Origin of the sequence: Parundibacterium terreum (assembly GCF_014636315.1) — a bacterium.
Lineage (GTDB): Bacteria > Pseudomonadota > Gammaproteobacteria > Burkholderiales > Burkholderiaceae_D > Undibacterium > Undibacterium terreum.
This window is the reverse complement of the sequence record NZ_BMED01000001.1, coordinates 1919649-1929716: the sequence shown is the minus strand read 5'-3', so window position 1 is coordinate 1929716 and position 10068 is coordinate 1919649. Positions and strand designations below refer to the sequence as shown.

8 protein-coding genes and 1 rRNA gene are annotated in these 10068 nt (G+C 52.7%); 7 read left to right on the top strand and 2 right to left on the bottom strand.

The genetic code is table 11. From position 1 onward, the window contains the following. Positions 1-243: 243 nt before the first annotated feature. A 5S ribosomal RNA gene (gene rrf, locus IEW12_RS08985) occupies positions 244-356 on the top strand. Positions 357-646: 290 nt separating this feature from the next. On the opposite strand, the gene IEW12_RS08980 is transcribed toward rrf, so the two are convergent. Both IEW12_RS08980 and ribD read right to left on the bottom strand, forming a co-directional pair. Further along, a complete protein-coding gene (locus IEW12_RS08980) occupies positions 647-1276 on the bottom strand; it encodes a riboflavin synthase (RefSeq protein ID WP_188565557.1) in 630 nt (209 codons plus the stop codon). 10 nt (positions 1277-1286) lie between these two features. Further along, the gene (ribD, locus tag IEW12_RS08975) at positions 1287-2360 is read right to left on the bottom strand and encodes a bifunctional diaminohydroxyphosphoribosylaminopyrimidine deaminase/5-amino-6-(5-phosphoribosylamino)uracil reductase RibD (protein WP_188565738.1); all 1074 of its coding nucleotides are present in this window, start codon (positions 2358-2360) and stop codon (positions 1287-1289) included. Between the two features lie 357 nt (positions 2361-2717). Here ribD and IEW12_RS08970 point away from each other — a divergent pair, with 357 nt between their 5' ends. From IEW12_RS08970 to IEW12_RS08945, 6 genes are all read left to right on the top strand, one after another. Further along, positions 2718-3152, top strand: a complete 435-nt coding sequence (locus IEW12_RS08970; RefSeq protein WP_188565556.1) for a type IV pilin protein — start codon at positions 2718-2720, stop codon at positions 3150-3152. Continuing rightward, positions 3146-3697 (top strand): GspH/FimT family pseudopilin, encoded by a 552-nt coding sequence (locus IEW12_RS08965; RefSeq protein ID WP_188565555.1) that lies wholly within the window; start codon positions 3146-3148, stop codon positions 3695-3697. The genes IEW12_RS08970 and IEW12_RS08965 overlap by 7 nt, the downstream gene beginning before the upstream one ends. 18 nt (positions 3698-3715) lie before the next feature. Beyond that, positions 3716-4141, top strand: a complete 426-nt coding sequence (gene pilV / locus IEW12_RS08960) for a type IV pilus modification protein PilV (RefSeq protein WP_188565554.1) — start codon at positions 3716-3718, stop codon at positions 4139-4141. A 61-nt stretch (positions 4142-4202) separates the two neighbouring features. Beyond that, positions 4203-5246: a PilW family protein gene (locus IEW12_RS08955; RefSeq protein ID WP_188565553.1), complete on the top strand. Its 1044-nt coding sequence runs from the start codon at positions 4203-4205 to the stop codon at positions 5244-5246. Between the two features lie 59 nt (positions 5247-5305). Further along, positions 5306-5878 carry a pilus assembly PilX family protein gene (locus IEW12_RS08950; protein ID WP_229750999.1) on the top strand — a complete coding sequence of 191 codons (573 nt, stop codon included), beginning with the start codon at positions 5306-5308 and terminating at the stop codon, positions 5876-5878. 9 nt (positions 5879-5887) lie between these two features. After that, a complete protein-coding gene (locus tag IEW12_RS08945; RefSeq protein ID WP_188565552.1) occupies positions 5888-10066 on the top strand; it encodes a pilus assembly protein in 4179 nt (1392 codons plus the stop codon). Positions 10067-10068: the final 2 nt, after the last annotated feature.

Sequence of the window (10068 nt, the reverse complement as noted above, 5' to 3'; positions counted from 1 at the left end):
ACAGGTGATAGGCTACGACAAGTAAGCTTGTGTGTTTGCCCGTTGTTCGCAAACAATCACAACCGCCTAAGTCTTGTGGTGTGCCCCACCATGAGCACGGAGTACCGATGGTCTATCGGTACTCCAACAAAACTTGATTAGTGCGAAGACTAACCCTCCGACGCACACTCTACTAAGCTTCTTCCGAATTGGATTTGTTGTGACCGCCAGAACAACGGCACCACAATGAATCAACAAGTTATGCCTGATGACCATAGCGAGTTGGTACCACCCCTTCCCATCCCGAACAGGACCGTGAAACGACTCTGCGCCAATGATAGTGCTGCAACCAGTGTGAAAGTAGGTTATTGTCAGGCTTTTATCTAGAAAACCCCTCCCTCGAAAGAGTGAGGGGTTTTTGCTTTGCGCGGCCGGTTTTACGACATCGCTTTATAGATCCGCATCTCTGTTTGGCCGGCTCAACATTCAATTCAATTCAGTTCGTTCGGGCCTCAGACTCCCCTCCGCCATTCAATTTCCCTTCCGTAAAACAGCAAGACTATCGTCTCCTCTGTCTGGCTTTGCCCTCATTTCTCGCATCACCTTCTTTCTTCAGGCGTGAAAAAGGGCGCCGCAGCGCCCTTTTTGAGAATAGCGATATTAATCTTTATTCTTTGCTGGTGACGTTTGTCGCCGACAGCATGCGTTCGACATAGCGAGCAATCAGGTCTATCTCAAGATTGACGAAAGAGCCTGCTTTCAGATGCTTCAGTGTCGTTACCTGTATCGTATGCGGGATCAGGTTAATGGAAAAAGAGCAGTCGGTTTCGCTGTCTTCAACGCGATTGACAGTCAGCGACACACCATTGACGACTACAGATCCTTTATACGCCAGGTATTTGGCCAGCGAGCGCGGCGCTGAGATGACCAGCTCCCAGGATTCATCGACAGGTTTGAATTCCTTTACCTTGCCCAGACCGTCAATGTGCCCGGATACCAGGTGCCCACCGAGGCGCTCCGCCAGAGTCAACGCTTTTTCCAGATTGACCTCATTCAGGCCATCCAGTCCACTGGTCAGTCTCAGGCTTTCCCTGGAGATATCGATATCAAAAGTCGTCGCGGTCTTGCTGACCACAGTCATGCAGGCGCCATTTAGCGCGATGGAGTCGCCTATGGCTACATCTTCCAGCGGCAGGCTGCCAGCGTCCACGGTGAGGCGCAGGCCGGCGTCCGCGGACGTGCCCAGAGGGGTGGAGGAGGTAATTTTGCCGACGGCGGCCACGATTCCGGTAAACATAATCAGTATCTCAATGTGATGGATTAAACCTGGCAAGAATGCGCAGATCTTCCCCAATTTGGGTTATTTCGTGAAAAGACAAGTTCTGCGCGCCATCCAGGCTCTCCAGTAGCGGCAGATCAAACAGGCCGCGCGCATCACCCAATAGCTTGGGGGCGAAATACAATAGTAATTCATCCACGCATTGCTCGCGGATTAGCGAGCCATTCAGCTTGGAGCCTGCTTCTATATGCAGTTCATTGATCTGACGGCGGCCAAGCTCTTGCATCAATGCCGGCAGGTCCACCTTGCCCCTGGGATTAGGCAGACACAGCACCTCATTTCCCGCATCGCGCAACACCGATATTTTTTCCGCGTCTTCGACTGCGCAGACGATCAGGCTGCCTCCGCCTGTCAGAATCTTTGCCGAGGGAGAGATTTGCAATTTGCTATCGACGATGATGCGCAAGGGCTGGCGGTCAACGCTGATTCCGCGCACATTCAATTGTGGATTGTCGTCCTGCACAGTGCCGATGCCAGTCAGTATCGCCCCGGCCCGGGAACGCCACAGGTGGCCGTCATGACGCGCGGCCTCGGAGGTAATCCACTGGCTTTTTCCATTGTGCAAAGCTGTTTTGCCATCCAGGCTTGCGGCTGCTTTCATTCTGATCCAGGGGCGGCCTTTTTCCATGCGGGTCAGAAAGCCCAGGTTGGATTCCCGCGCCTCTTGCTCCAGCACACCTGTGATCACTTCGACACCCGCTGCTTTCAATTTGGCGATACCCTGGCCTTGCACCAGCGGATTGGTATCCAGGCAGGCGACCACAACGGTTTTGATTCCAGATTTGATCAGAGCGTCCGAGCAAGGGGGGGTGCGGCCATAATGGCTGCATGGCTCCAGTGTGACAAAGGCTGTGGCTCCTTCAAGATCATGCCCTTTTATCCTGGCGTCGGCCATGGCCTCTATTTCTGCGTGATTGCCGCCTGGAGGTTGTGTTACTCCCAGGCCCAGGATTTCACCATTTTTTATGATGACGCATCCTACCTTGGGGTTGGGGGCAACCCACTGAGGGGCTTTACCGGCCAAATCCAAGGCCTGCAACATAAAGCCTTCTAAGTCTGCTAGTTGATTCAAGATTCAATCCTTGCTGTTCGCCATCAACTTTGCATGATATCAATAATTGCTGTACTCAGGCCTACGGTCTACAGCTTCGCTTGTTGCAAAATTAGTCAGAGCGTCGTCAGGGTAAGACAGAATAATTGCCGGATGTCTCGCAAAGGCAACCGTTCATCAGTTGCTCCTTGAATAAACGTGCCACAAAATATTAATATGAGGCAACTAAAGGTAGTTGCGTCATATCTTCCGAAGAGCACCCGATTAGTGGCGAGTACGGCACTGAAGTGTATTCACGGAGTGTGAAATTTGCAATATGATGGGGCGCCATTCATTCAAGGACATACTATGCAATTTTCAAAGAAAACAGCCGGTTTTACGCTCATCGAGGTGATGATAGTCGTCATCATTGTGGGGATATTGGCGGCCGTCGCCCTGCCTTCATACAGAAATTACATACGTCAAGGCAAAGTACAAGAGGCAACCAGCAATCTGGCGACCATGCGCATCAGATGGGAACAATATTACCAAGATAACCGCAAATATGGTGGTTACGTGGATGGAGCTTGTAGTCCCGGAATTACTGAAAGCAAATACTTTACTTATCAGTGTGTCAGTAATGACGCAAGTCCACCCACCTATTCGATTGTGGCGAATGGAGTTGCCGGCCAGGATATGGCAGGCTACCAGTACGGGATTGATCAAAATAATGCAAAAACATCTACAGTTCCGTCAGGATCACAGGTGAATTGCTGGATTAAAAAGCCGGGGGAGTCGTGCTGAAAAACGAACTATCCGCATTTGAGAAAGGCTTCACGATGGTGGAGCTGGTGATAGGGATTGCCATCGTCGCCATTGTCATGGCGATAGGCATGCCTAGCTATGGCACCTGGATTTTAAACTCCAAGTTGCGCGGAGCAGCGGAGTCAATCCAGAGTGGCTTGCAGGTGGCGCGCGCCGAAGCTGTCAGGCGTAATGCGGCCGTGAAGTTTACCTTGGGTTCGGGCTCTAGCTGGACCGTGGGTTGCGTTACTGTGTCGGCGACTTGCCCCGCAGTTTTGCAGAGCAGGGCAACCGGAGACGGTTCGTCGGCAGCGGTAACGGTGAATGCAGTAGACGGCACGCCTATTACCTTCGATAGCTTTGGCCGCATGACTGCGCCGACGCCTTCGGCAGGAACTGCAACGCAAATCAATGTGGACATTGATCCTGCAGTGCTACCGGCAAACAAGACCAGAGATCTTCGAATCAATATTGGTGTCAGCGGCAATATCAAGATGTGCGATCCCGATCCTAGCGTGGTTTCGCCTGATCCGCGTGCTTGCTGAGAATAAAAGGGAGTGGATATGAGAAAGGCGTACAGAGTTAAATTGCCGTATCAGCAGCAAGGAATAGTGCTGCTGGAGGGGCTGATAGCCGTGCTGATTTTTTCGATAGGAATACTTGGCATCGTCGGTTTGCAGGCGGCGATGATCAAAGGCACATCCGATTCCAAATACAGGATAGAAGCGGGATATGTGGCCCAGCAGAGAATTTCGCAGATCTGGGTGGATCCGGCCAATCTGGCAAACTATGCCGAGAATCAAACGGACATCTCCGCAACCAGCGGCCTGCCCTCAGGTAAACGCAGTACTACGCGGGGAGCTGCCAGTTGCGACCTCGATATAAACAACCAGCCAAGCCTGAAATGTTTTGTCGTAAAAGTGGAGTGGCAACCACCGGGAAGCACTGAAATACACAATGTGACCACTGTGGCACATGTGCAAGAGTAGTCGATAACAATGAGAGAGCGACGCGGTGTCCCAAACTACACGAATTCCTTTTAGACACATCATGCCCCGCCAGGCAGGCTTTGGACTTGTCGAAATCATGGTGGGCATGGTGATAGGCCTGATCGCGACCCTCGTCATCGTCCAGGTGATGGGCCTGTTCGAGGGGCAAAAAAGAACCACGTCCGGTAGCGCGGATGCGCAGACCAATGGCAGCCTGGCGCTATATACGGTGCAACGGCAATTGCAGCAGGCGGGATATGCACTCCCTATTTATAGCAGTCTTCAGACGGCTATGGCTTGCGTTCCCGCGACCACTACCGACAATGATACCGGCACCGCCAACGTAGATTTATCCCCAGTAACTATTACCGATGGCGGCAATGGTCCTGACGGACAGGATGGCGCCAGTGACAGCATCACGATACGCACAGGTACTTCAGCCATGGGTGGTGCGCCGATCAAAATTTCCAGCGTTACCGGGAATATCATCGGCGTCACCAATAACCTGGGGTGCAGTCAAAACGACATCGCGATAGCTACCAATGGCGCGACTTGTCAGATGAGTAAAGTAAGCAATGTGGACCCGGGATATACCCAGATCACGGTGGCCTCGGCGAATGGAATGGCAGCGGGCGCCGTCCTGAGTTGCGTTGGGAGCTGGACCACGACCACATACAGTGTGTCTGCCGATGGCAATCTGCTGCAAAATGGCGCGCCGATTGCCAGCGGCGTTGTCAATATCCAGGCCCAGTATGGCATTTCGTCGATTGGCAACAATAATACGGTGACCAATTGGGTAGATGCCAAAGGCGGCACATGGGCGGCCCCCACCATCAGCGATCGCAATCGCATCAAGGCGATCCGCATTGCCATAGTCGCGCGCAACGGGCAATTGGAAAAAACAAATGTAACGGATGCATGCACATCTTGGACCGCCGCTGTGAACCCTACGGGGCTGTGTGCATGGCAGGGGACGTCGACGGATCCTGCACCGAAGATCAATGTCAGTGGTGACGCGAACTGGCAACGTTATCGCTACAGGGTGTTCGAAACCATCGTACCCCTGCGTAATATTATCTGGTCCAAAACACTATTAATCCAATGATGAAACAACATCACACGTTTTCGCATAGTCGACATAGCACGCCCAGCAAGCAGCGTGGGGTGATATTGTTTATTGCGCTAGTCGCCTTAGTTACTCTTATGCTGGCAGCGATTGCACTGGTGCGTACGGTCGATACCAGCACGGTAGTTGCCGGCAATCTGGCTTTTAAACAGGCTGCTACCACTTCTGGCGATGGTGGCTACGAACAGGCGATAAAGTGGCTGACTGCGACAGATACTGCCAATTCCGGTATCGACCAGTGGGCTGCAGGCAACGCTCATCCATTCAACGTCAATAACGCCGCAATCGGTTATTACGTGAATGTAGACCCGGCATTTGATCTTTCAGCAAGCTCAACGTGGACTTCGGGCAATAGTGCAGATGGTGGCACCGATGCTTCCGGCAATGCGATCCGCTACGTGATACAGCGCATGTGCCGGGATACGACAGCTTATTTGACTGAAGGGAACTGCCTGTTCAACGATGCGTCGGGCGGCCCAAAAAACAACGGAATTACGGGTTACGGCGGAGCAGGAGCCCAGGTCGGGGGGAAAAACGTCCTGTTCCGGATTACCGTCCGCGTCACCGGACCCAGAAATTCCATTAGCTATATCCAGGGCTTTACCTATTAGGAGTGCTTCATGAAACGCCATATAACCAGCCGCCAAGTCCTACGCAATGCGGCCTGCATCAGTTTAGCATTGAGCCTTGCATTTCCACTTTCGGCCTTGTCTGCACCGACTGTCTCGCTGGCGCCTGCACCTCTGGCCAATTCGACGACCACGTCGGTGCTGCCCAACTTGATGTTCACGCTTGATACATCGGGCAGTATGGGCTTCAATTACCTGCCCGACTGGGCGGATGACAGCATCTGCAAGAACACCAATGGCTCTTACAATCTTGCCTGTGTCAATCAGCCCTTGTTCCAAAGCGCAGACTTCAATGGCGTCTACTACAATCCGGCTATTAACTATCTGCCACCCGTAGACTATCAAGGAACGGCCTGGGCTAGTCAAACCACCTGGACGGCGGTAAAAAACAATGCATTTTCCGGGACGGCGAATACCAATCTGGTGACCAGCTATGTCGATATTGAGTGGTGTACCGATAGTGGTTATACCGACTGCTTGCGAAACGACAACTACATCTTGCCGGGTACGGTCAATAGCAAAGCCTATACGACCTTGCATACCACTACATCCAGTGGCACGGGCACTGTCGTATCGGGTGATGCGACTACCCCAACGACCTCTTCGCGTACCTTCGGCCCGCATTACTACACGATGAACCCGGGGGAGTACTGCGATAGCGCGCAATGGACAAATTGCCAGGCTAGCCAGACTGCGACTTTCAGTTTTCCGGCCAAATTGCGCTGGTGTACTTCGGCAGCCAACGCTTCCGCCTCATCGCCGGCAGCGGGCTCTTGCCAGAAGATTCGCACCGGTAGTTATACGGTGCCACGTTTTCCAACCCGGTTTTATTCTGGCGGCACTAGTGCGGTAGCCGCCGTGCCGGCCAGCGTGACAATGACGATTACCATGGCAAGCAGTTGCAACACTGGCAGTCCGACGAAGAAAGTGGGGATCGCCAGTATCAAGGCCAACAATATCAGCATCCTGCCTGCGGCAACTGCTTTAGAGACAAGCTCCAGCAATCTACGTAAAGACGTTACTAATCAGAGTGCAAGCGCCGGCTATACATTTTCAGGCAGTGGCAGCTCTCTGACAATTACCGCGCCTGCATCTGCGGGGCCTATGACATCTTCCGATATTGTCTTTACGCCTGTCGCCTCTAGTACATGCACATTTTCAACCGCGGTCACAAGTTCGACGGCGTTTGTTGCAGCCACTCCTGCAGTACCTGCCAGCTTCTACGGATCTTTTACCCGTACCGATATTGTTAGCGGAAATACCTATCCCAAGGCCGCAGGACGTACAGATTGTGCTGGTTCGACTTGCACCTACACTGAAGAAATGACTAACTTCGCAAACTGGTGGACTTATTACCAGACGCGCATGCAGACGATGAAGACTGCGGTCAGCCGGGCGTTCAAGCCTATAGACAGCCGTTATCGCGTTGGGTTTATCGATATTTACGGCACCAGTTATTTGCCTATTACGACATTCACCAGCGGCTCGGGTAATGCTAAAAACCTGTGGTATACGAAATTGTTTGGAGCTACGCCCTCCAATGGTACGCCACTGCGCTCTGCCTTATCCCGTGTCGGGAGGATCTTCGCGGGGAAAAAACCGGTCGGTACTTCCGATCCGATGCAATACTCTTGTCAACAGAACTTTGTACTGTTGACGACGGACGGCTATTGGAATACCGATGCCAATACGGATGTTTTGGATATCAACGGCGCCACGATAGGCGATCTGGATGGCGGTTCTACAGCCCGTCCCAAGTATGAGGGGCCGACAGCTTCATCTGCCACGCTGGCCGACGTCGCCAAGTATTATTACGACACCGACTTGCGAGATAGCTCACTGAGCAATTGCACGGGCTCCTTAGGGGTGGACGTCTGCGAGAATAATGTATTTGTCAGCAATACCGACAATAATACCAAACAGCATATGACCACCTTTACGCTGGGGCTTGGTGTGGATGGCACTATCACTTACCAAAGCGACTATAAGAACGCAGCGCCGGGTGACGATTTCTATAAATTAGCCAATGGTACTGGCACCCCCGTATTGAACTGGCCGGTGCCTGTGGCCGATACGGAAACGGCGGTGGACGATCTTTGGCATGCTGCGGTCAATGGTAACGGTACTTATTTTAGTGCCAAGGATCCTACCCAATTATCCAGCGGCCTGAATGCTGCGCTGGCATCCATCCAGGCCAAAGCGGGTGCCGGTGCTGCGGCTGCTACCAGCACCTTGAATCCTGTTGCCGGTGACAATGGCGCCTTCCTGGCCACATATACGACCGTAAAATGGCAGGGCAACCTGGAAAAAAGGCTGATCGACACCCACACAGGCGATATCAGCGATGCAGCGACCTGGTGTATTGAAGACGTAGTGCCAGGGGTTTGTCCTGCTCCCGGTACTATCGTACCTACCACTTCAGGCAGCGCTACCACGTATGCCTGCGTGACACCCGGCCAGGCGGATACGGAATTAGCGGTTGCGTGTACGGGTACGATGGCGTCCAAAGTTAGCGCAGCTAGCGATAGCCGCACGATCAAGATGAAGAGCAGCACAGGTACGCTGGTCGATTTTACCTATGCGAACATGAGCAGCACGCAACAGGCGTATTTTGTCGGCAGCAACCTGAGCCAATGGTCTGTCCTGGATTCGACCACTCAACAGCCGAATGCCAATGGGACCAATATGGTCGCCTATTTGCGCGGACAAAGCGGCTATGACATGCGGGGCTCCAATCCAGCTGCCAACCGCGTTTTCCGTCAGCGTGACGCCGTTACCGGCGACTTTACTGAATCGCAACCTGTATTTATCGGCAAGCCGGTGTTTAGCTACACAGATGCAGGTTATAGCACTTTTGTGACGGCGCAAAGCAGCCGTGGCAAATCCGTGTATATCGGTGGCAATGACGGTATGCTGCATGCCTATAATGCCGATGATGGTACTGAGCGCTGGGCCTATGTGCCGAGCATGGTTATTCCGAACATGTGGAAACTGGCGGATGCCAACTATGCCAGTAACCATACGAATTTTGTCAACGGCGCACCGATTGTTTCGGACGTTTATAGCGGCGGCGCCTGGCACACTATCCTTGTGGGCGGCTTGAATGGCGGTGGGCGCGGTTACTATGCGCTGGATGTTACCAATCCGGCCTCACCCACTTTGCTGTGGGAGATAGACTCTACAACAGACAATGATATTGGGTACAGTTATGGACAGCCGGTCATTACCAAACTGGCAAACGGCACCTGGGTAGTATTGCTGACTTCCGGCTATAACAACACTTCTCCCGGTGGTGGCGACGGGATACTGTTTGTGCGTAATGCATATACCGGGGCTTCGATCAGCAAGATAGCTACGGGGGGCGGTACAAGCACTTCGCCTAGCGGCCTGGCGAAAATATCGGCCTGGGCGGATGATCCTGAGAAAAACAATCTCGTCACGTATGCTTATGGCGGCGATCTTAACGGCAATGTGTGGCGCTTCGATATTAATGCAGCATCGGTAATGAAGTTTGCTACCCTGCAGGATTCCACCGGTAATGCACAGCCGGTTACCGCCGCGCCTTCGTTAGGCAGCATCAATGGCAAGAGGATCATCTATATCGGGACAGGAAAATATCTGGAGTTGAGCGACCTGACCGATACGCACGTGCAGAGTATTTACGCGATCAAGGATGACAATGCAACGACGACCCTGGTCAATCCTCGTACGACCTTAGTGCAGCAGACCTTGACGACCTCGGGCACCAGCCGTACTGCAAGCTCGAACGCGGTTAATTTCAATACCGGACGCGGGTGGTTTATCGATCTGCCGGATAGCGGTGAAAGGATTAATATCAATCCGCTGTTAGTATTTGGCAATCTGTATATACCGTCGACAGTACCTTCCAATACTGTGTGCAGCCCTGGTGGTTATAGCTGGTTCAATTTCTTTGACTATCGTTCCGGTAATAATGGAGCCAATGTGCCGACTTCGACCAAGATCAACTCGACCATCGTCGGTGACGGTATAGTGATTACCGACGGCGGTGGTACTGGTGGAGGTTCGACTAATACAGTGAAGATCGAGGGCGTTACGTCAAATGGTCAGACCTTGATTCTCGGTAGTGCCCCGCTTCCGGCAAAGGGCTACCAGGGACAAAGGGTTATCTGGCGTGAGTTAGTTCCATAGAT

Coding starts and splice junctions, on each gene's coding strand:
- pilV (WP_188565554.1), top strand. CDS start 3,716: ATGAGAAAGGCGTACAGAGTTAAATTGCCGTATCAGCAGCAAGGAATA.
- IEW12_RS08955 (WP_188565553.1), top strand. CDS start 4,203: ATGCCCCGCCAGGCAGGCTTTGGACTTGTCGAAATCATGGTGGGCATG.
- IEW12_RS08970 (WP_188565556.1), top strand. CDS start 2,718: ATGCAATTTTCAAAGAAAACAGCCGGTTTTACGCTCATCGAGGTGATG.
- IEW12_RS08945 (WP_188565552.1), top strand. CDS start 5,888: ATGAAACGCCATATAACCAGCCGCCAAGTCCTACGCAATGCGGCCTGC.
- IEW12_RS08980 (WP_188565557.1), bottom strand. CDS start 1,276: ATGTTTACCGGAATCGTGGCCGCCGTCGGCAAAATTACCTCCTCCACC.
- ribD (WP_188565738.1), bottom strand. CDS start 2,360: ATGTTGCAGGCCTTGGATTTGGCCGGTAAAGCCCCTCAGTGGGTTGCC.